This window comes from Micromonospora profundi, assembly GCF_011927785.1.
GTDB lineage: Bacteria > Actinomycetota > Actinomycetes > Mycobacteriales > Micromonosporaceae > Micromonospora > Micromonospora profundi.
On sequence record NZ_JAATJK010000001.1, the window covers coordinates 5,066,002 to 5,085,236 of the forward strand.

At 71.6% G+C, this 19,235-nt stretch carries 21 protein-coding genes; 2 read left to right on the plus strand and 19 right to left on the minus strand.

Annotation, left to right across the window (positions count from 1 at the left end; translation table 11 throughout):
* Positions 1-14 precede the first annotated feature (14 nt).
* The 16 genes from F4558_RS22250 to eno all read right to left on the minus strand — a co-directional run bounded on the left by F4558_RS22250 (position 15) and on the right by eno (position 13,865).
* On the minus strand, positions 15-1,346 hold the full coding sequence (locus F4558_RS22250) for an NAD(P)/FAD-dependent oxidoreductase (RefSeq protein ID WP_053655319.1): 1,332 nt from the start codon (positions 1,344-1,346) through the stop codon (positions 15-17).
* Between the two features lie 90 nt (positions 1,347-1,436).
* Complete coding sequence (locus F4558_RS22255; RefSeq protein WP_369814792.1) at positions 1,437-1,997, minus strand: LPXTG cell wall anchor domain-containing protein; 561 nt, start codon at positions 1,995-1,997, stop codon at positions 1,437-1,439.
* Positions 1,998-2,151: 154 nt separating this feature from the next.
* Positions 2,152-3,588, minus strand: coding sequence for a DUF58 domain-containing protein (locus tag F4558_RS22260; protein ID WP_167945899.1), 1,437 nt, complete (start codon positions 3,586-3,588; stop codon positions 2,152-2,154).
* Positions 3,588-4,595: an AAA family ATPase gene (locus F4558_RS22265; protein WP_053655325.1), complete on the minus strand. Its 1,008-nt coding sequence runs from the start codon at positions 4,593-4,595 to the stop codon at positions 3,588-3,590. The genes F4558_RS22260 and F4558_RS22265 overlap by 1 nt, the downstream gene beginning before the upstream one ends.
* Positions 4,595-5,179 carry a hypothetical protein gene (locus F4558_RS22270; RefSeq protein WP_167945901.1) on the minus strand — a complete coding sequence of 195 codons (585 nt, stop codon included), beginning with the start codon at positions 5,177-5,179 and terminating at the stop codon, positions 4,595-4,597. The genes F4558_RS22265 and F4558_RS22270 overlap by 1 nt, the downstream gene beginning before the upstream one ends.
* Before the next feature lie 114 nt (positions 5,180-5,293).
* The gene (locus F4558_RS22275; RefSeq protein WP_167945903.1) at positions 5,294-6,097 is read right to left on the minus strand and encodes a DUF4129 domain-containing protein; all 804 of its coding nucleotides are present in this window, start codon (positions 6,095-6,097) and stop codon (positions 5,294-5,296) included.
* A 21-nt stretch (positions 6,098-6,118) separates the two neighbouring features.
* Complete coding sequence (locus F4558_RS22280) at positions 6,119-6,859, minus strand: uracil-DNA glycosylase (RefSeq protein ID WP_167945905.1); 741 nt, start codon at positions 6,857-6,859, stop codon at positions 6,119-6,121.
* Entirely contained in the window at positions 6,852-7,538 is a 687-nt protein-coding gene (locus F4558_RS22285) for a dienelactone hydrolase family protein (RefSeq protein ID WP_053655332.1), read from the minus strand. Before F4558_RS22285 ends, F4558_RS22280 begins: the two co-directional genes overlap by 8 nt.
* Before the next feature lie 215 nt (positions 7,539-7,753).
* Entirely contained in the window at positions 7,754-8,224 is a 471-nt protein-coding gene (locus tag F4558_RS22290; protein ID WP_082377437.1) for an LppU/SCO3897 family protein, read from the minus strand.
* Between the two features lie 130 nt (positions 8,225-8,354).
* Positions 8,355-9,341 carry an HAAS signaling domain-containing protein gene (locus F4558_RS22295; RefSeq protein WP_167945907.1) on the minus strand — a complete coding sequence of 329 codons (987 nt, stop codon included), beginning with the start codon at positions 9,339-9,341 and terminating at the stop codon, positions 8,355-8,357.
* Complete coding sequence (locus F4558_RS22300) at positions 9,338-9,670, minus strand: PadR family transcriptional regulator (RefSeq protein ID WP_053655336.1); 333 nt, start codon at positions 9,668-9,670, stop codon at positions 9,338-9,340. Before F4558_RS22300 ends, F4558_RS22295 begins: the two co-directional genes overlap by 4 nt.
* A gap of 116 nt (positions 9,671-9,786) precedes the next feature.
* The gene (locus F4558_RS22305) at positions 9,787-10,728 is read right to left on the minus strand and encodes a Ppx/GppA phosphatase family protein (protein ID WP_167947601.1); all 942 of its coding nucleotides are present in this window, start codon (positions 10,726-10,728) and stop codon (positions 9,787-9,789) included.
* Between the two features lie 53 nt (positions 10,729-10,781).
* The gene (locus F4558_RS22310; RefSeq protein WP_053655341.1) at positions 10,782-11,318 is read right to left on the minus strand and encodes an amino-acid N-acetyltransferase; all 537 of its coding nucleotides are present in this window, start codon (positions 11,316-11,318) and stop codon (positions 10,782-10,784) included.
* Positions 11,315-11,872 (minus strand): DUF501 domain-containing protein, encoded by a 558-nt coding sequence (locus tag F4558_RS22315; protein ID WP_053655418.1) that lies wholly within the window; start codon positions 11,870-11,872, stop codon positions 11,315-11,317. The genes F4558_RS22310 and F4558_RS22315 overlap by 4 nt, the downstream gene beginning before the upstream one ends.
* Positions 11,873-11,906: 34 nt before the next feature.
* Entirely contained in the window at positions 11,907-12,548 is a 642-nt protein-coding gene (locus F4558_RS22320) for an FtsB family cell division protein (RefSeq protein ID WP_053655344.1), read from the minus strand.
* A gap of 33 nt (positions 12,549-12,581) precedes the next feature.
* A complete protein-coding gene (gene eno / locus F4558_RS22325) occupies positions 12,582-13,865 on the minus strand; it encodes a phosphopyruvate hydratase (protein WP_053655345.1) in 1,284 nt (427 codons plus the stop codon).
* Positions 13,866-14,078: 213 nt separating this feature from the next.
* Here eno and F4558_RS22330 point away from each other — a divergent pair, with 213 nt between their 5' ends.
* Complete coding sequence (locus tag F4558_RS22330; RefSeq protein ID WP_053655347.1) at positions 14,079-14,771, plus strand: hypothetical protein; 693 nt, start codon at positions 14,079-14,081, stop codon at positions 14,769-14,771.
* Positions 14,768-15,634, plus strand: a complete 867-nt coding sequence (locus F4558_RS22335; RefSeq protein WP_167945909.1) for an NAD(+) diphosphatase — start codon at positions 14,768-14,770, stop codon at positions 15,632-15,634. The genes F4558_RS22330 and F4558_RS22335 overlap by 4 nt, the downstream gene beginning before the upstream one ends.
* A gap of 25 nt (positions 15,635-15,659) precedes the next feature.
* On the opposite strand, the gene F4558_RS22340 is transcribed toward F4558_RS22335, so the two are convergent.
* The 3 genes from F4558_RS22340 to F4558_RS22350 all read right to left on the minus strand — a co-directional run bounded on the left by F4558_RS22340 (position 15,660) and on the right by F4558_RS22350 (position 19,123).
* Positions 15,660-17,279 (minus strand): DUF885 domain-containing protein, encoded by a 1,620-nt coding sequence (locus tag F4558_RS22340; protein WP_167945911.1) that lies wholly within the window; start codon positions 17,277-17,279, stop codon positions 15,660-15,662.
* 84 nt (positions 17,280-17,363) lie between these two features.
* A complete protein-coding gene (locus tag F4558_RS22345; RefSeq protein WP_167945913.1) occupies positions 17,364-18,335 on the minus strand; it encodes a nucleoside triphosphate pyrophosphohydrolase in 972 nt (323 codons plus the stop codon).
* A gap of 2 nt (positions 18,336-18,337) precedes the next feature.
* Positions 18,338-19,123, minus strand: coding sequence for a hypothetical protein (locus F4558_RS22350; RefSeq protein ID WP_167945914.1), 786 nt, complete (start codon positions 19,121-19,123; stop codon positions 18,338-18,340).
* Between the last annotated feature and the right edge of the window lie 112 nt (positions 19,124-19,235).

Here is a 19,235-nt window from a genome sequence, read left to right on the forward strand (position 1 = left end):
TCCTTTCGGCTGGGTCAGACGCGGGGTGCGCCTACCGGCGCGGACGCCTCTACGAACTCCTCGCGCGGATCGTGCAGCTGGCCCAGGGCGACAACCTCACGCTTGAGGAAGAACGCCAGCGACCAGTCCACCACGACCCGGACCTTGCGGTTGAACGACGGGATACGGCTCATGTGGTACGTCCGGTGCATGAACCACGCCGGCCAGCCGGTCATCTTGATGCCGTACACCTGGGCGACGCCCTTGTGCAGGCCGAGGCTGGCCACGCTGCCCGCGTGCTTGTGCTTGTAGTCGACCGGCTCGCGACCCCGCACCACCGCGACGATGTTGTCGGCCATCCGGGCCGCCTGACGCACCGCGTGCTGGGCGCTCGGCGAGCAGAAGTTGCCGGGCTCCTTCGTCAGGTCCGGAACGGCGGCGCAGTCGCCGGCGCTCCACGCACCCTCGACCACCCGGTCGCCGTCGACGACCTGGAGCGTGGGCAGGCAGGTCACCCGCCGCCGCTCGTCGCGCGGGAAGTCGGTCGCGTCAAGCATCGGCGACGGCTTCACACCGGCGGTCCAGACGATCGTGTCGGAGCGGAAGCTGTCACCGTCGGAGAGCTTCACCACCCCGTCGACGCAGGACTCCAGTCGGGTGTCCAGCCGGATGTCCATGTTCCGCTTGAGCAGCTGCTGCACCGTGTACGCGCCCATGTCACGGTCGACCTCGGGCAGCACTCGCTGGGTGGCCTCGACGAGCACCCAGCGCATGTCCTCCGGCTTCAGCTCCGGGTAGTAGCGCAGCGCGTCCCGGGCCATGTCCTCCATCTCGGCGAGCGCCTCGATGCCGGCGTACCCACCGCCGACGAACGTGAAGGTCAGGGCCGACTGGCGAACCTCCGGGTCCGGGGTGACAGCCGCCACGTCCAGCCGGTCCAGCACGTGGTTGCGGAGGTAGATCGCCTCACCGATGGTCTTGAACCCGATGCCGTGCTCGTGCAGGCCGGGAATCGGCAGCGTCCGCGACACCGAACCCGGCGCCACGATCACGTGGTCGTACGCGATCTCCCGGGCCGGGCCCACGATCGGCTGGACGATCGCCACCTTGCGGTCGTGCTCGACACGGGTGACGGTGCCGGCCACCACGGTGCACCGGCGCAACTCGCGTCGCAAAGGCACCACGGCATGCCGCGGGGAGATGTTGCCCGCCGCCGCCTCCGGCAGGAACGGCTGGTAGGTCATGTGGGGCTGAGGGTCCACCACAATGACCTCAGCCTCACGGGAGCTGAGCTTCTTCGACAGTCGCAGGGCCGCGTAGAGACCGACGTGCCCAGCGCCCACCACAAGGATCCGCTTCGGATTCACGTCATCTATCTTTCCCCGGCCAGCTCAGGTAATCCCGCTCGCGCCCCCCTTCTGTGACGGAGCACAAGCCATGTGACCTGCCTAACCCATCTATTTACGCCGCAGCAGCCAACCCAGCAGCCCGACCAGACCCACCGCCACCAGCAGCCCCAACACCGTCACCCACTGATGGCCGGTCTCGCCACCCAGCCCTGCCACCCGCAACAGCAGCACCGCCAGCACGGCAGTACCCAGCAGCACCGCCCCGGCCCGCAGCAACCATCGACTGATCAGGTCAGGATCCACCACCCCGTCGTACGGCAGCAGCGCCGCCAACGCACACAGCGAATGCGACAGGTAAAGCAACGCGGCGACGGCGAGCAGCCGCCACAGCTGGACCGGGCGGCCGTACCCGTCGGTGGCGAGCAACCAGCCACCGACCATGACGAGGGCCGCGAAGGTCGGCCACGGTCGACGCGGACCCACCGCCGGCAGCAACGCGGCCACCGCCAGGAACAGCAACGGCCGACCGCTCAACACCTCGGCGGGAAACGCCAACGCCAACCCGGCCAGCACGGTGGCGAAGATCCCCGCCCGGACCAGGAGCGGAACGGCGCTGACCCGGCCTGCGGCCTGCTGCACCGCCCGAACCCGCCCGGTGACCGCCTCGATCATCCGCACCCACCCCCAACCGCACTGCTCACGCTCACCGGACCGCTTTTCGCTCGCGACTGCGGGGCTCGCAAACCCGGCTCACTCCTCACGCTCACCGGACCGCTTTTCGCTCGCGACTGCGGGGCTCGCAAACCCGGCTCACTCCTCACGCTCACCGGGAACCGACCCGAGGGGCCGTCGCGAGCCGCGCCACGTCCCGCAGCACCTGGTCCAGGCTGCCGGCGCCGGCCCAGCGCACGACGGGCACGCCGTGCTCCCGAAGCTGCCCGATCATGGTCTCCCGATCCAGCCGCCACAACCGGTACGCCACCTCGGCCCACCCCCGGTCCTTCGGCGGTGTCAGATCCGTCGGCAGCGTGTCGACTGCCACCACGAAGCGCCCGGAGCGGGCCAACCGCGCCAGCATCTGCGCCGACCGCTCCTCCAGCAGCGGGGTGAGGACCACCACCAGCGCGTCCGAGGAGAGCATCTGCGGACCGAAAACCAGGTCGTACGGCTCATGCTGGGAGGCTTCGGCGCGGACGTCGAGCAGCCACTCAAGGACTGTCAGGTACTGCCGGCGACCAGCGGCCGGACGCAGCCTGCGGGCTGCGGGCCCGTACTCCAACAGCGAGACCCGGTCACCCCGGTGCAGGTAGTGCTCGGCGATCGCCGCAGTGGCCCGCACAGTGGTGTCCAGCACCGAGGCGGCACCGCCCACCCCGCCGGAACGGCCGGCCTCGGCGAGCACGTCGAGCAGCACCACCACCTCGGCGTCCCGGTCGGAAAGGGTGGCCGCCACATGCAACTGCCGGGCGCGCAGCGAGACCCGCCAGTCGATGCGGCGCAGCCGGTCACCCGGGGCGAAGATCCGCACGCCGGCCAACTCACCGCCCTCACCGGGCCGGCGGGAGTGGTGCGCGCCGACCAGACCGGCGGCCCGGGGCATCGCCTCCACCGCGTCGAACGGCTCGGTACGCGGATAGACACGCACCTCGACCGGCTCGGTGATCACCGCCCGGGAGACCAGCAGCCCACCGGCCGCGGCGACCCGGGCACCCGCCGGACCGACCGGGTGCCGACCCCAGCGCAGGGCCCGACCGGCCAGCTCCAGATCGACCACGGCGGCGACCGGCACCGATGTCACGAACGGGCGGTCGACGGCGGAACGACCCGCACCGCCGGCCGGCTCACCACCGGTCGGCTCACCGGCCGACGGCGCAGCATCGGCGGGTACGGGCCCGGCGAAGCCCGCCCGGGTGATCCGCAGCCACGGCGAGACCCGGGACCGCACCACCATCAGGTCGTAGTCGACAGTGTCCGGGTTGCCGACGCTCACCGTCGCCGCCACCTCGCCACCCTCGACCAGCGGTCCGTCGTCGCCGGTGGTGATCCAGACCTGCGGCAGCGCTGTGGGCCGGCGACGCAGCGCGTACGCGGTGCCCAGCGCGAACGGCGCGGCCAGCACGATCAGGTCGATCCGCCCCAGCAGCACGCCCGCCACCAGCAGCAGCCCGGCGAGCAGCACCGCGCGGGCGAGCGCAGGGGTGGGTGCCCAGCCGGCCGTCGAGTCCGGCTCGGTGGATCGCGGCGCGGTCGGTCCGGTCATCAGTGCCGGAGCCCACCGGCGGCGTAGCTGGGCAGGGCGCCACTGGCCGGGGCGGGCGTCGCCTCCAACACCTCACCGACCACAAAGGCCGGATCGACACGACGCAACCACATCTCCGGCCGCAGGGTGATCCGGTGTGCGAGCGCGGGCGCCGCCACCTCCTTGACGTCCTCCGGCACCACATAGTCGCGGCCACCGAACACCGCGCGCACCCGGGCCAGCAGCAACAGCGCCAGCGAGCCACGCGGCGAGGCGCCGACAAGCACCGACGGGTGCTCCCGGGTGGCCGCCGTCAGGGACACGATGTAGCGGCCGATCGAATCCTCCACCACCACGTCCTCCAGGGCGGCCTGCATCGCCCGCAGGGTGCCCGCGTCGACAACCGGCTTGATATCCGCCTCCTCACGGCGACGGCCCATCCGGCGACGCAGCACCTCCCACTCCTCCTCGTGCTCCGGATAGCCGAACGAGACCCGCAGCAGGAACCGGTCCAGTTGCGCCTCGGGCAGCGGATACGTGCCCTCGTACTCGATGGGGTTGGCGGTGGCCAGCACGTGGAACGGCTCGTCCAGCTTGTACGTGACGCCCTCCACCGAGACCTGCTTCTCCTGCATGGCCTCCAGCAGGGCGGACTGGGTCTTCGGTGGCGTCCGGTTGATCTCGTCGGCGAGGAGGAGGTTGGTGAAGACCGGCCCCGCCCGGAAGCTGAAGTCACCGGTGCGCTGGTCGTAGAGGAAGGAGCCGGTGACGTCGGCGGGAAGCAGGTCCGGGGTGAACTGGAGCCGGCGGAAGTCCAACCCGAGCGCCTGGGCGAACGACCGCGCGGTGAGCGTCTTACCCAAGCCCGGCAGATCCTCCAGGAGCACGTGCCCACCGGCCAGGATGCCGGCGAGGACCAACTCCAACGAGTCCCGCTTGCCGACCACGACGGTGCCGACCGCGTCCAGGACCGCCCGGGCCAGGCGACCGACCTCGGCGGCGGGCATGCTGCGGTCCACGTCGTTCATCAGATCTTCTCCAGTTCGGCGACGATCACCGCGAGGTCGCGCGGCGACGGGGGGCGGCGGGGCGGGGTTTCCAGGAACGTCCACAGCCGGTCACCCAGTAGGGCACGGGCGCGGACCGGATCCGACTCGCGGGTCACGGCGTGCTTCAGGCGCAGCCGCTCGTCGGCCAACTCCCCGAGTCGGGGCAGGATCACCCCGCTGAAACGTTCGGGTCGTGTCGTGGACCAGTCCAGCGGCAGTTCCCAGCCGTTGATGGCGGCCCGCAGCGCATCCCGGGCACCCCAGTTCCAGGTGCCGTCGTCATAGCGGACGGCAGGCGTCCGGGACTTCCCCCCGGCTGGCGGCGCGAGAGCGGCGGCGACCCGACGCACCGCGAAAACCGCGAAAACCCCGGCGACCAGGATGACAAGCGAAACCTTCAGGCCTACCGCACGCAGACCGACGATCAGCACGACGACCACCGCCGCGTTGGCGGCCAGTGCGCGCAGGACACGCCCGGCCCGACCGCCCCGGCCCCGGTCGTCGCTGCGCGCCCGCTCCTCCTCGAAGGTGAGCAGGTCGTCGATGCTGGCGCTGCCACTCACGGTGACACCTTCGTTCGCGACTGCGGGGCTCGCAAACCCGGCTCACTCCTCGCGCTCACGGTGACACCTTCGTTCGCGACTGCGGGGCTCGCAAACCCGGCTCACTCCTCGCGCTCACGGTGACACCTCGGGAGCACCCATCGTCACTATCGCCAGCTCGCCGCGCAGCCGACGCAGCGCGGCGCGGGCCTGGTCACGGGTGCCCTCGTCGACGTCCCGGGTGGCGTACCGGGCCTCGCGGTAGACGTGTGCGAACTCGGCCAGCACGTCGGCGCTGACGATTGCCGGAACCCCTGCCGACGGGTCGCCCCGCAACAGCCGGGTCACCAGGTCGGTAGGGGTGTCGCCGGGCTGGCGGGGAACACCGGCTGCTGCGGCGGCGTCCTCCAGGCGTACCCAACAGGCGATGACCGCGACGCGCGGGTCGGTGTCCTGGTCGTCCAACTCGACAAGGCCCGCGTCGAGGGCGGCGACCACCTCGCGGGCGGTGCCCTCGGCCGTACGCCGGGGTCGTTGCGCCGGCAGCGCCCGGGTGGTGCGGCGCACCACCCCGCGGATCAGGATCCAGGTGAGATAGCCCAGCACGACGAGGATGGCCAGGCCGAGCAGGGCGAGCGCCGCTGTCGCGATCCACTGCGGGATGTGCGCCTGGGTGGCCTCACCGGCGTCCCTCGGCTCCACCGGGTACGACGGGGCCGGCTGCTCCGACGGGTACTCGGGCACCCAGGGAATGTTCTCGGCAGCCGGCGGGATCCGGTTGGCCCCGATCGACGAGTTCCCGGAGGCCAGGGCAGCCGCGGCGAGCAGGGCGGCGACCGCACCCACCGGCCACCACCGCCGGAACAGGCCGACCACCGGGCGCAGCACCCCCGGCTCGACGGTCGGGGACGGCGTGGGCGGTCGCGTTCCGTCAGTCATCGCCACCACCCCACGCGTATCTCAGTCCACTTCGGCCAACTGTTTGGCCCGGCCGAAGACGTCGTCCAGCATCCCCGGCGTCAGCCGCCCGGTGAAGGTGTTCTGCTGGCTCACGTGGTAACAGCCGAGCAATTCTGGTACGGCCACGCCGGACCAGTGTGCCCCATGCCCGAACGCCGGTCGCGGGCTGGGCGGGCGCTGGCCGTACACCTGGCGTAGCACCGGCCACCACGCGGCCCAGGCGAACGCGCCGAGCGCGACCACGACGCGCAGGGTGGGCCGGATGAGGGTGACCTCACGGTGCACCCAGGGCGCGCAGGTGTCCCGCTCGACCGGGGTGGGCTTGTTGTCCGGCGGCGCGCAACGGACTGCCGCGAAGATCCGGGTGGTCCGCAGGGCCAGCCCGTCGTCGGCGGCGACGCTCGTCGGTTGGTTGGCCAGGCCGGCGCGGTGCAGGGCGGCGAAGAGCACGTCGCCCGACCGGTCGCCGGTGAAGATCCGGCCGGTGCGGTTGCCGCCGTGCGCGGCCGGCGCCAGGCCGAGGATGCCGATCCGCGCGTCGGCGGGGCCGAACCCCGGAACCGGGCGGCCCCAGTATTCCTGGTCGCGGAAGGCGGCCCGGCGGGTGCGGGCCACCTCCTCCCGCCACCGGACGAGCCGGGGGCAGGCGAAACAGTCGCTGACGGCAGCGTCCAGGTCGGCCAGGTCCTCCGCCCGCGCAGCGCGGGCGACGACCTGATCGGGGGTACGCGGCTCAGCCAAGCTTGCCCCGGAAGTGTTCCAGGGTGCGTGCCCAGGCGCTGGCGGCGGAGCGCTGGTCGAACGCCTCCGGCCGGTCGTCGTTGAAGAAGGCGTGCGCGGTGCCCGGGTAGTCGTACAGCTGGCAGCTGCCGCCGGCCTCCTCGATGGCCCGGCGGGCGGTCTGTACGCCCTCGCCGGACGAGGTGCCGTCCTCCTCGGAGCAGTGGATGAGCGCAGCCTTGCCGGCGTAGTCGGTCCAGTCGGGGCGCATCGATTCCCAGGGCAGCACGGGGTAGAAGCCGACTGTGGCGACGATCCGCTCGGAGAGCGTGGCCGACCACAGCGCCAGGCTGGCGCCGGCGCAGAATCCCACGGCGCCGACCTTACCGGTGACCTCCGGGCGACCGGCGAGATAGTCGGCGGCGCCGGCGATGTCCTTTGCCGCCTCGTCCATCCGCAGCGCCAGCAGCAGGCGCTGCGCCTCGTCGGGCTCGCTTGTCGTCTCGCCGTGGTAGAAGTCCGGTGCGAGGGCGACGAAGCCGGCCTCGGCGAACCGGTCGGCCACCGACCGGATGTGCGGGACCAGCCCCCACCACTCCTGGATGACGATGACAGCCGGGCTGGTCATTCCGCTGGCGGGTATCGCGAGATACCCCTCGCTCGTGCCACCGTTGCTGGGGTAGCTCACCATTTCGCCCATCGGCCCGTCCTCCTAGCGGTCAGTCATCGTTGGCTGGTCGCCCAGTGGTCCCACGTGCCGGTAGCCTGCCATGCCGTGACCGCGCCGGGGAAGACGCGGGAACAGTGGCATTCACCTCCTGTTTCCCCGGGCCCGTGACCCCGCTTACACCGATGGCGGCGAGGACGTGTCCTCGCCGCCATCGGCGTTGGTGCCTGGCCTGCGTGAGGCTCCGGTCAGGCCTTCTTGGTCAGGCAGAGCACGTAGCCGGTCTTGCCCGGTGCGATGCTGGAGAAGATGTAACCCTCGTCGTCTTCCTTGAAGAACTGGTTACAGGCGGTGTCGGCCTTGGCCTGGGCCTCGGTCTGGTCCTCCACCCGACCGACCACGTTGTACGCAGCGTCGGTGGAGGTGCACTCGACGACCTTGGCGCCGCTGACCTTCTCCTGCTCGGTGCCGGTGATCTCGGGCAGCTCGGCGATGCAGTCGCCCGCCTTGGCGTCGGCGGTCTCGTCCTTGTTCAGGAAGCTGCCGATACCGAACTTCAGGCCGGCGATGACGACGATCACGAGGATCGTGCCGATGATGCCGAGGGCTTTCTTTGCACCGGATTTCTTCGCCTCAGACGGGGCCGGAGGCGGCGTCGCGACGGCCGGCTGGGGTGTTGCGGCGTCGGACGCGGGGGGCGGTGCGACCTGCTCTGACAAGGGGATTCCTTCCGAGGGCTGGATGAGCAGACGACACCGTAACGATCATTGATTTCCGGCGCTGCCCCGCTCGCCTCGTCCGTTCAGCTATTTCCCAGCTTCCTGTGCATGGTCTTTGTCACCAGCCATCTCACCTCGTCGGACTCGGCGTCGGATCGCTACTGTGCGTCGTGGTCGGCGTCGCGGTGGGGCCCGGCGGTGTTGGCGCCTCCGGCGTGGGTGTGGGTGTCACGTTCGGCGTCTCGGGTCGCACCGGCACGCCCGGCGCGCGATGGCCGAAGGGTGCCTGCTCCAGGCAGTACGGGTAGGGCCGCAGTAGCGGGTTGCCGTACTCGTCGATGCGGCCCTCGCAGTCCGGGTAGCCCAGGCGAATCGGGTCGCCGTTCTGGTCGAAGAGCCGGGCGTTCTCCACCAACCGACCCTCGCTGTCGTAGACGAAGACGTCCCGGACATTGTCGTAGGGGCCGTTGATCGACGCAGGGTCGACGCCGTAGTCGCCGTAGCGCATCCGGTCCTCGGCCTGGACCAGGGCGGAGAGCGCGAAGACCACGAGCACTGCGCTGCCGACCTGAAGCGCCGAGCGCGGCCAGCGGCTCAACTGGGCGGAGCGACGGCCGAGCCAGATCGAGGCGAGCACGAAGGCGACAAGCATGATCAGACCGGCGAGCAGTTCGCCGCCGAACCGGGGCAGCACACCGAAGGCGCCCCCGGTGGTGATCACGGTGAGCAGCATGGCCGCCAGGTAACCGCGCAGCACCCACCAGGCGGGCCGCAGCAACCGGAGGAAGTCGCTTGCCGTCTCGTACCCCAGGGCGGGGCCGAGCCCGGTGTCGAGCACCCGGAGCCGGCCCTGGAGCCCGGCCAGCATGGTGGCGACCCGCTGGTCGAGGTTGCGCCCGCGAACCGCACCGACGCCGGCCGCGGCACGCAGCTCGGCGGCGTACGTCTCCGGCTCGCCCAGCCGCTCGACGAGGGTGCCCTCGGATTCGGCGGCGACCTCGGTCAGGTGGTCGGCAAGGTCCTCGGTCAGCTCGTCGCGTTGAGCCGGCGGCAGGTCGGCCAGAGCGGCCCGGACCCGCGTCACATAGTCGGTGATCTCCTGCTCCGTGACGGTCATGCCGCCAGCCCCCGATCGTCGAGCAGACTGTCCATTGTGGTGGCGAACGAGCGCCAGAGCTTGCCGGAGCGGGTCAACTGGTCACGCCCGGCGGCGTTGAGTGCGTAGTACTTGCGGTGCGGGCCGGATTCGCTCGGCACGACGTAGGTGGTGAGCAGGCCCGCGGCGAAGAGCCGGCGCAGCGTGCCGTAGACGGAGGCGTCGCCGACCTCGTCCAGGCCGGCCTCGCGGAGCCGGCGCAGGATGTCGTAGCCGTAGCCGTCCTCCTCGCGGAGCACGGCGAGGACGGCCAGATCGAGCACGCCCTTCAACAACTGTGTGGTGTCCACGCATTGCACACTAGTGCGCAATGCGCAGTAGCGTCAACGCAACTGACACGGCGTGCCACACGGGTTTCTGGAATGTCCCGCCCCGACCCTCTGGAGGCGAGTCGATCAGTCGCCGGCTAGCGCACGGCTGGCTGGAGACTCCAGGCGATGCCGTCGAGGATGTCGTGCTCCGAGGCGACCACCGACGGCATCCCCGCCCGCTCCATGATCACGCGGAGCACCAGCGCGCCCGCGCCGATCACGTCGGCCCGACCCGGATGCATAACCGGGTTCGCCAACCGCTGCTCACGGGTCTGCCCCAGCAGGTCCGAGGTCACCTGGGCGACCGCCTCGTACGACACCCGGGCGTGGTGGATGCGCTCCGGGTCGTACTCCCGTAGGCCCTGCGCGAGCGCCACAACAGTGGTGACCGACCCGGCGAGACCGACAAGGGTGGCCGCCTCGCGGCCCGGCACCGCGGCGAGCGCCCTGTCCACCACTGTCGCGATGTCGGCCTGCGCTGCCGCCACCTGCTCGGGCGTCGGCGGGTCACCGGGCAGGTGCCGCTCGGTCATCCGGACGCAGCCGATGTCCACCGAGATCGCCGCCCGCACCCCACCGTCCCGGTCACCGACCACGAACTCGGTGGAACCGCCGCCGATGTCCACGACAAGGAACGGCTCCTTCGCGTCGGCAGGCAGCCCCCGCACCGCGCCGGTGAACGACAGCCGGGCCTCCTCGTCGCCGGTGACCACCTCGGGCGCCACACCTAGGGTGCGCTGCACCATCTCGGTGAAGTCGGCGGCGTTTGCGGCATCGCGGGAGGCCGACGTGGCACACATCCGCACCCGCTGCGCACCCAACGTCTCGATGTCGGCGGCGTACGACGCCAACGCCACCCGGGTCCGCTCGATCGCCTCCGGTGCGAGTCGCCCGGTGCGGTCCACACCCTGCCCCAGCCGGACGATCTCCATCCGACGGGTCACGTCGACAAGTGGCGCCTCGGCACCTGCGGACTCGTCCGGCAGGTCGGCGATCAACAGTCGGATCGAGTTGGTCCCGCAGTCGATGGCCGCCACACGCGTCGTCACCCCGCAACCCTACGACAGCCGCCGGAAGGGCTCCCGCGCACTCAGAGCCGCAGCAGCATCCGGGTGTTGCCCAGGGTGTTCGGCTTGACCCGCTCCAGGTCCAGGAACTCCGCGACACCCTCGTCGTACGAGCGCAGCAACTGCTCGTACACCGGCTGCGGCACCGGCGCGCCGTCGATCTCACGGAAACCGAACGCGCCGAAGAACTGTGTCTCGAAGGTGAGCACGAAGATCCGTGCCACGCCCAACTCCCGGGCAGCGTCGATCAGCTCGCCCACCAGCCGGTGCCCGATCCGCCGGCCCCGGCACGACGGGTCCACCGCCACAGTGCGGATCTCGGCAAGGTCCTCCCACATGACGTGCAGCGCCCCGCAGCCCACCACCGCGTCGTCGGAGTGGCGGACCGCCACCCGGAACTCCTGCACCTGCTCGTAGAGGGTGACCGTGGCCTTGCTCAGCAGCCGCCGGTCATCGGTGTACGTGTCGACCAGCCGCCGGATGCCCCGCACGTCCCCGGTGCGTGCCCGCCGTACCAGGATCTGACTCTCGGGCGCCGAGGACCCGGCCTGCGCGCTCATTCGGCCGCCGGCACGTCCACGCACGGGCCGGTCGTCCACCAGGGCTCGACCAGCGCCAACGTCTCGTCGCCGAACGGGTTCACACCCGGGCCGGCGCCCAGCGCGTGCCCGACGTGCACATGCAGGCACTTCACCCGCCCGGGCATCCCGCCGGCGGAGATCCCGGCGATCTCCGGCACCTCGGCGATCGCCTCCCGCCGGGCCAGGTAGTCCTCGTGCGCCGCACGGTAGTGGGCGGCCAACTCCGGATCGGCTGCCAGCCGGTCGGCCATCTCCTTCATCAGCCCGGCCGACTCCAGCCGGCTGCACGCCGCCGTCGCACGGGGGCAGGTCAGGTAGAACAGCGTCGGGAACGGGGTGCCGTCGGCCAGGCGGGGCGTCGTCTCCACCACGTCCGGCAGGCCACACGGGCAGCGGTGCGCCACCGCACGGCTGCCCCGGGGCGTACGGCCGAGCTGCGCCGCCACCGCGGCCAGGTCGGCCTCGGTGGCCGGCTCCCGCTGCGGCAGGGGTACGGAATCCGCCGCCGGCTCCGATGGTGGTACGACAGTCACGGTGCCCATCTCTCCTGGTGTGCTGATCGGTGGATCACTTGCCCGGTTGCTGGCTGTCCGCCGCCCGCACGCTCGACCAGAGCGTGTCGTACCAGGTCGTCGGGCCGGCCGGCGTGGCCGGGCCGTCGGGCTTCCCGGCGTCGCGGGCGGCACCCTCCGGGTCGTGCAGCACCACCATCATCTTCTCGCCCGGTTCGCCCATGAAGAACCGTTCCCGGGCCTGCGTCTTGATGTACTCGTCGTCCTTCCACTTCGCCGCCTCGGCGGCGAGCTTCGCGATCTCCTCCTCCTGCGCCGCCTGCGCGGCCTCCATCCGTTCGATGTCGGCCTGCTGGTCCAGGTAGACCTGAACCGGATAGGTGTACGCGAGGGCGAGCGCGATGAGCACCGCGAACAGCACTGTGGCCCGGCCGGTGAAGCGACGGGGGTGGGGTGCGGAGAGCCGCTTCACGGAACCACCGGAGGCGGTACGCCGGGCAGCGGCCGGACGGTTCGCGGAGCGCCCGCCCTCAGCACCCCGGGCGGCGCTCGGTGCCCGGCCGGCAGCGCCGCGCGGCTCGGCGCGTACGCCCGCGTCCCGGACCGACCCACGGATGGCCCGGCCACCGCCCGGCCGGCCGGACTGACCCGGCCGGCGGGCGGGACGCTGACCACCCGGTGTGCGGCGCTGCTGCATCGTCACACCCCTCCCCCGAGGCTTCTACGCGTCTCAGGCCGAACGGTAGCGCGGGAAGGCACCGGCACCGGCGTAGCGCGCCGCGTCGCCCAGCTCCTCCTCGATCCGGAGCAGCTGGTTGTACTTGGCGACCCGGTCGGAGCGGGCCGGCGCGCCCGTCTTGATCTGGCCGCAGCCGGTGGCCACCGCCAGGTCGGCGATTGTGGTGTCCTCGGTCTCGCCGGAACGGTGGCTCATCATGCACTTGAAGCCGGCGCGGTGCGCCAGGTCCACAGCGTCCAGGGTCTCGGTCAGCGAGCCGATCTGGTTGACCTTCACCAGCACGGCGTTCGCCGCCTTCTCCGCGATACCGCGGGCGATGCGCAGCGGGTTTGTCACGAACAGGTCGTCGCCGACGATCTGCACCCGGTCACCGATCGACGCGGTGAGCGTCTGCCAGCCGGTCCAGTCGTCCTCGGCCAGCGGGTCCTCGATCGACACGATCGGGTACTCGTCGGCCAGCTTGGTGTAGTAGGTGCTCATGTCCTCGGCGGACTTGCCGGCACCTTCGAAGGTGTAGGTGCCGTTGTCGAAGAACTCGGTCGCCGCCACGTCGAGGGCGAACACGATGTCCGTGCCGAGCCGGTAGCCGGCCTTCTCGACAGCCTCGGCGATCAGATCCAGGGCCGCCGCGTTGGTCGGCAGGTTCGGCGCGAAGCCGCCCTCGTCGCCGAGCCCGGTCGACAGGCCCTTCTTCTTCAGCACCGACTTCAGCGCGTGGTAGACCTCCGCGCCGGAGCGCAGCGCCTCACGGAAGGTGGGCGCGCCGATCGGCGCGATCATGAACTCCTGGATGTCGACGTTGGAGTCGGCGTGCGCGCCACCGTTGAGGATGTTCATCATCGGCACCGGCAGCAGGTGCGCGTTCGGGCCACCCAGGTAGCGGAAGAGGCTCAGCTCGGCGCTGCCGGCGGCGGCCTTCGCGACCGCGAGGGAGACGCCGAGGATGGCGTTCGCGCCCAGCTCCGACTTGCTGTCGGTGCCGTCGATGTCGAGCATCTTCTGGTCGATCAGCCGCTGCTCGCTGGCCTCGTACCCGATGATCTGGTCGACGATCTTGTCCTCGACGTTGGAGACCGCCTTCTCCACGCCCTTGCCCTGGTAGCGGCCGGCGTCACCGTCGCGCAGCTCGATCGCCTCGAAGGCGCCGGTGGAGGCGCCGGAGGGCACGGCGGCGCGGGCCACAGTGCCGTCGTCCAGGCCGACCTCGACCTCGACCGTGGGGTTGCCCCGCGAGTCGAGAATCTCCCGGGCGACGATTCCCTCGATGGTTGCCACTGAGTCGCTCCTCGTTGTTGATATCCGGTCCGTGGGTGGGCCGCGACGGTGCGGCTGAGGCAGGTGTTGCACGCAGCGTATCGGGCGGCGGGAACGGGCACGGCGTCGCCCGCGCACCCGAGTCGGCCCGTACTGACGGACATTCCCGTATTTCCGGGCCTCAACCGGCAACGAGTTTGCGCTGCGCCGACCCGATCGACCAGGCTGGTCGCCATGCCCGCCGCCTCGACCACCCTCCGCATGCTCGCCGTGTCGGTCATCGCGTCGCTCACGGTCACCGGCTGTCAGACATTCGAGGACGCCGGACGCGCCATGGGCCGCTCCGATCTCGTCAACGACCTCGCCGCCCGACTCGACCGGGCGCTGGAGTTGACCTACTCGGCCGACTATCAGCTTCCCGGCGGCCAGGCCGCCGGGATCGTGCAGGCGCAGGACCCGGCGCGCTCCGCGTACTTCTATCCGGGTGGGCGGCTCACCGTCACACCGGATGCGGTCACCCGCTGCACGGAGACCGGCGGCCGCATGGCGTGCACTGTCGTCACACCTCCCACCCCCGGCACCAAGCCAACTGTGGCGCTCTTCGCCGAGGCCAACCAGCAGGGCCTGGTCACCCCTCCCGTGGTGATCGGCATGCTGACCGCCGCCGCGCTCGACCCGGAGTCCGTGATCAAGCAGAGCGACACCACAGTCGCCGGCCGTCACGCCGCCTGCGTCGAGGTGCAACGCGCCGACGGCAACTTCACCGCCTGCGTGACCACCGAGGGCGTGCTGGGAAGCTTCAACGGCCCTGTCGACGGCAAGCCCACAGAGTTGGCGCTGAGCCGCTACAGCGAGACCGTGCAGAAGGGCGCGTTCGACCCGCCGCCCGGCGCTGGCGTGGTGGACCGCCGGCAGGGCGGCTCGTGACCGACCCGTCCGTCCAGCCCTCGCCCGCCGAACAACGCGCCGGCTTCCTGCCGGGGGTCGACCCCGACCGCCTGCCGGCGCCCACCGACATCGCCTTGCCGGTGCTCGGGGCGAAGCTGCTGACCACCGCCGACGGGGCGGTGGCCCGGGTCGGCGACCTGCCCGCCGACACCTTGTGGACGCCCGTTGGCACCCTCGACGGGGTCCCGGCGTGGGCCACCGATCTCACCACCGCCGACGCCTTCCCCGGTCGGGCGCGACGCTGGACGTCACTCGCCGCCGAGGTGCCCGAACCTCTCGCCACGCTTGCCGGCCGGGCGCTGGCCGTGACCACCTGGCGGCGTACCCACCGCTGGTGCGGCGCCTGCCGGGCCGAGCTGACCGACCAGCCCGGCGAGATCTCCCGGCGCTGCCCCGACTGCGGCATGTACGTGCCGATGCAGCTCTCCGTCGCGGTGCTGACCGCCATCACCCGCCCCGGCCGGGCGGGCCGCCCCGACGAGCTGCTGCTGGTGCGGCACGCCACCGGGCCGACCAACCTGTGGGCCCTTGTCGCCGGCTTCGTCGAGGCCGGCGAGACACTGGAGGCGGCGGTGCGCCGGGAGATCGGCGAGGAGGTCGGGCTGACCGTCGACGGGTTGGCCTACCACGGCAGCCAGCCGTGGGCGATCTCCGGCCCAGGTGTGCTGCTCGCCGGTTTCACAGCCCGTGCCGCCGACAGGCACGCCGAGCCGGTGGTCGACGGTCGGGAGCTGACCGAGGCCCGCTGGTTCGGCCTGGATGCGCTGCCGGCGGAGCTGCCTCCGGCGTACTCCATCTCGCGCTGGCTGATCGACGCGACGGTGACCGCCGGGCTGCGGTGACCGCCGCCGGCGAGCGGCGGCGAGGTCAGACGCCGAGCAGGGTACGCAGGTGGCGCGGCGGCGGGCAGCCGTGGGCGAGCATCGCGTCGTGCCATTCGCGCGCTGAGACCCCGTCGGGGCGGGCGGCGGCGATCTCGGCCACCTCGCTGTAGCCCACGAAGTAGGTGGACAGCTGAGTCGAGGTGAGCAGCGACCGACGCCACTTGCCGGCCGCCTCGCCCTCCTCCTGGAAGCCGCGCCCGGTCATCAACGCCAACGCCTCGGCCTCGGGCATGTCCTCGGCGTGCACCAACTGGTCGAGCAGCGCGTTGATGGTCATCCGCAGCTGCATCTTGAGCTGCTGCAACCGCACCGGCACGCCGCCGTAGCCGAGGCCCGTCATCAGCTCTTCGGCGTACACCGCCCAGCCCTCGATGAACGGGCCGGACCGGACCAACGCCCGAACCCGGGTGGCACCGACGTAACGGCGGGCGTGGGCGAGCTGGAGGAAGTGCCCCGGCATCGCCTCGTGCACCGTCAGGTTGCGGATCATGTGGTCGTTGTACTCGCGGTAGAACGACTCGACCCGCTGCGCCGGCCACGCCGACGGGGTGGGCGCGATGCAGTAGAACGTGGGCACGTCCGCCGTCTCCAACTGGCCGGGCGAGTCGCAGTACGCCACCGCGACGCCCCGCGCGAACTCCGGCATCTCCTGGATCACGCACCTGTCGTCGACAAGCGTGACCAGGTCGTGCAGGCGGACGAAGTCGGACGCCTCGTCCAGGGTCACCCCGGCCAGCTCGACGATCGTCGCGTCGTCGGGGTGCTCGGCGGCGAGCACGTCGAGCGCCCGGCGTACCGCCGCGTCGTCGGCCGGACCACCGACCAGCTCGACGGCCGCCTCGCGGATCTCCTCGGTGACCCGGTCCAGATTGGCCCAGGCGCGGCGCTGGATCTCGGCGGCGCCCAACTCGGTGTCGAGGGTGTGCCAGAGCCGCGCCTCCCAGCGGCGGCGGCCCAGCCGGGGATCGCGCCCGGGGCCGGCGTCGGCGGCCAGGCCGGCGCGCAGCCACGCCACGAACTCCTCCAGGGCCGCGATCGCCGCCCTGGCCGCCGGCTCGACCCGGTCGAGGGCGCCCGGCGCCTGGGCGAGCAGCGGAGGCAGCTCGTCGCGGATCAGCGCGGCCGCGCCGGCGAACTGCCCGACCGCCGTCTCGGCATGGACCCGCGGCATGTCCCGCAGCGCCGCGCGGGCGGTCGCGAGCGCATCGGGTACGGCGGCGAGCCGGCCGGCCATCTGCGTCAACCGCACCTCGGCAGGCGCGTACGGGCGGGCCAGCAGCGCGTGCAGCAGCGGGCCGGGGTTGTGGCGCAGCGGATCCCACTCGTGCGACCGGATCTCGGTCAGCTCGAAGAGTTCCCGGTCCACGAATGAGGTGAGCAGCGCGTGATCCACCTGCTCGTCGATGTCGAGCGCGTCGGGGTCCAACTCGGACAGCGCGTTTGCCGCGTCGGAGAGCATCGCCCGGTCGGCGGCCAACGCGTCGGCGGCCAGATCGGGTAGCCGGTCGTCGAACCGGTGATCCCCAGCAGCGGTGGCGACACCCGGCCGCGTCTCCAGCAGAGCCTCAACGACCCGCTCCGCCAAAACCCCAAACTCTTCCACCGACCCACCCTACCGACCCCCGCCCCCACGCCACGTTGATCAACGCCGAGGCGGGCGGCAATTCAGGACCAACGCGCTGTGGGATCAGGGTTTGGGTTCGGATGCGCGGATGGCATCGGCAGTGGTCAGGGTTGTGTGCCGTAGGGCCTTCTCAGGGTCCAGGTTCGCCTCACGGGCAGCGGCGACGGCGGCCAGGAGGCTGGCACCCAGGCGGGTTTCCTCGTCCGGCTGCACCTCCGGTGACGGGAGCACGACGGTCAGGCCGGCGCGGGCGGCGCGATCCAGGATCTGGGTGGCCAGGGCGAGGGCGGGCTGGCTCAGCGCGATGCCGTCCAGCACCGAGTCGCGCGCCTTCTCGACCTTCTTGATCCGCTCCCAGTTCTCGGTGATCTCCTCAAGCGAGCCGGCCTCCAAGCCTGCGAAGACGTGCGGATTGCGCCGGATCATCTTGTCGACCAGGCCACCGGCCACGTCGTCGATGGTCCACCGCTCGCCCTCGGGCAACTCCTCCGCGAGCCGGGCGTGCAGCACCACCTGGAGCAGCACGTCGCCCAACTCCTCGCGCAGCGCGTCGGTGTCGTCGGCGATTATCGCGTCGTACGCCTCGTAGCTCTCCTCCAGCAGATAACCCGCGAGGCTGCGGTGCGTCTGCGCCCGCTTCCACGGGTCACCGCCCGGCGATGCCAGCCGGTCAAGCACGGCCACCGCGTCGAGCAGCCGCGCGCCCGGCGGATCCCACGAGCCGTACATCAGCTCCATCTCGGCAAGCCCCGGCTCCCGGGCCAGCCGCAGACCCAACTCGCGGGCCAGCGCCTCATCGCCCGCCGGACCGGCCAACCAGACCACAGTGCCGTGCGCCGCCGCGTCAAGCAGCGGCTGCGTCGCCGAACCGTCCACCACCGTCACGTCGGCGCCCGCCTGACGCACTGCCGTGACCAACTCGCTCTCCGCGCCGGTCAACACCGGGTGCCGGCGTACGACGTCCCAGGCGGCGGCGGTGAGCAGACCGGCCGGCAGCCGTGGCGAGGTGACAAGCAGGACGATCCGTGCCGACATGCTCAGCTGGCCGTGCCCTCATCATGCGAGTGCGAGTCCGCGTCCGGGTCCGCGCTGGACGGAGCCGTCGTCGGGGTGGAGACATCCGTGACCGCGCCGGAATCCGGCTCGCCCAGGGGAACGCTCACCGCGGCCACGTCGCCGGAGAAGCTGAGCAGCGGGAACTCCAGCGGACGGTACCGAGGGCTGATCGTCACGTCGTACCGCTCGACCGCCTCGGCCAGGACCCGCTTGGTCGCCAGCGCACCGCGCAACTGCTCGCCGTCGAGCTGACGGGCGGCGTCCTCGTCGGACACCTCGGCCGGGATGTTGCCACCCCCGCGACCGGCGGCGATCACGTCGGCCATTTCCTGCTCGGTCGGCTCCACGGGCTCGGCCGGCAACCCGGACAGGCAGGTGAAGAGCTTTGCCATCTCCCGCACGTACCCGGTCTCGGGGTTGAGGCCGAGCTGCTGGGCGGCCTGGTCGACCGAGACCTGGCTGCGCGGCTGGTAGCCCTTCTCGGCGGAGGCCCGCTCGCACACGTTCGTCAGCACCATCACCCGGACCACGTCCGCCAGCTCGGGCAACTGCGGCCCCGGTGCCGGCTGGCCACTGGCGTCCGTCTGCGGCGCCGCGGTCGGCGTCGGGTTCTTCGTCCGCAGGTCGTTCATCGCGGCGGTGACCTCGCTGTCGGTGATGCGCTGGTCACCGATGTAGGCGGCGGTACCAGGCTCAGCACGGCAACCGGAGAGGGCGACGAGGCCCAGCGAGACACTGGCGACGGCGACAAGACGGCGAGCACGCATGGCTGCCACTCTCTCACGCCGTCACCGGGTGTTGTGACACCCCCCACCTCCGTCCACCCGCCGGCCAGGGCCGGCATCGAAGCGACACCAGCCCTGGCCGACAGGAGACCAC

What these genes read in the sequence shown, in the direction of transcription:
- F4558_RS22345 (WP_167945913.1), bottom strand. Translation starts at nt 18,335, where the DNA reads ATGTCGGCACGGATCGTCCTGCTTGTCACCTCGCCACGGCTGCCGGCC.
- F4558_RS22330 (WP_053655347.1), top strand. Translation starts at nt 14,079, where the DNA reads ATGCCCGCCGCCTCGACCACCCTCCGCATGCTCGCCGTGTCGGTCATC.
- F4558_RS22310 (WP_053655341.1), bottom strand. Translation starts at nt 11,318, where the DNA reads ATGAGCGCGCAGGCCGGGTCCTCGGCGCCCGAGAGTCAGATCCTGGTA.
- F4558_RS22350 (WP_167945914.1), bottom strand. Translation starts at nt 19,123, where the DNA reads ATGCGTGCTCGCCGTCTTGTCGCCGTCGCCAGTGTCTCGCTGGGCCTC.
- F4558_RS22265 (WP_053655325.1), bottom strand. Translation starts at nt 4,595, where the DNA reads ATGAACGACGTGGACCGCAGCATGCCCGCCGCCGAGGTCGGTCGCCTG.
- F4558_RS22320 (WP_053655344.1), bottom strand. Translation starts at nt 12,548, where the DNA reads ATGCAGCAGCGCCGCACACCGGGTGGTCAGCGTCCCGCCCGCCGGCCG.
- F4558_RS22285 (WP_053655332.1), bottom strand. Translation starts at nt 7,538, where the DNA reads ATGGGCGAAATGGTGAGCTACCCCAGCAACGGTGGCACGAGCGAGGGG.
- F4558_RS22260 (WP_167945899.1), bottom strand. Translation starts at nt 3,588, where the DNA reads ATGACCGGACCGACCGCGCCGCGATCCACCGAGCCGGACTCGACGGCC.
- F4558_RS22275 (WP_167945903.1), bottom strand. Translation starts at nt 6,097, where the DNA reads ATGACTGACGGAACGCGACCGCCCACGCCGTCCCCGACCGTCGAGCCG.
- F4558_RS22295 (WP_167945907.1), bottom strand. Translation starts at nt 9,341, where the DNA reads ATGACCGTCACGGAGCAGGAGATCACCGACTATGTGACGCGGGTCCGG.